Source organism: Pseudomonas sp. AF32, from assembly GCF_022342325.2.
Taxonomy (GTDB): Bacteria; Pseudomonadota; Gammaproteobacteria; order Pseudomonadales; family Pseudomonadaceae; genus Aquipseudomonas; species Aquipseudomonas uvaldensis.
Map to the genome: position 1 here is coordinate 1 of NZ_RQJK02000064.1, position 545 is coordinate 545.

Annotated in this window: 1 pseudogene; it reads left to right on the plus strand. The window is 59.6% G+C overall.

Annotated elements, in window-relative coordinates:
* Positions 1 to 545, plus strand: a pseudogene (locus EGM97_RS26120) (IS5 family transposase); the annotation flags it as partial.

The following is a 545-nucleotide window of genomic DNA, read 5'->3' on the forward strand; positions in this document are numbered from 1 at the left end:
GTTCGTGCAACCCGAGCCTCATCAGGCGCCGGGAAAAAAGGGGGCCTGAAGAACCGCAAGACCATGCTCTCGGGCGCAGCCGGGGCGGCCTGACGACCAAGATTCACATGCTGTGCGATGCCAATGGCGTGCCGCTGCGCTTTCTATTATCAGGCGGGCAAGCCAGTGATATTGCTTATGCCCAACCGCTGCTGGATGAGGCTTACATCCCAAGCCCGCGCGGTCGTCCCCGTAAGCGCTGCCGATGGTTACTGGCCGACAAGGGCTATGACGCCGAAGCCCTGCGCCGCTACTGTGATCGTTACCGGATGCAGCCGGTAATCCCGCTGCGCAGCATGAAGCGCAAGCCAAGGCCGGGCTTGCCAAGACTGTTTGATCGCCCCAAGTACCGGCAGCGCAACATCATTGAGCGCATGTTCGGGTGGCTGAAGGAAAACCGCCGCATCGTGACGCGCTTTGACAAACTCGCGAAAAGTTATGCGGCGATGGTCTCACTGGCTTGTGCCATGCGGTGTTTGCGACATTACTTTTCGTACAGAGCCTAG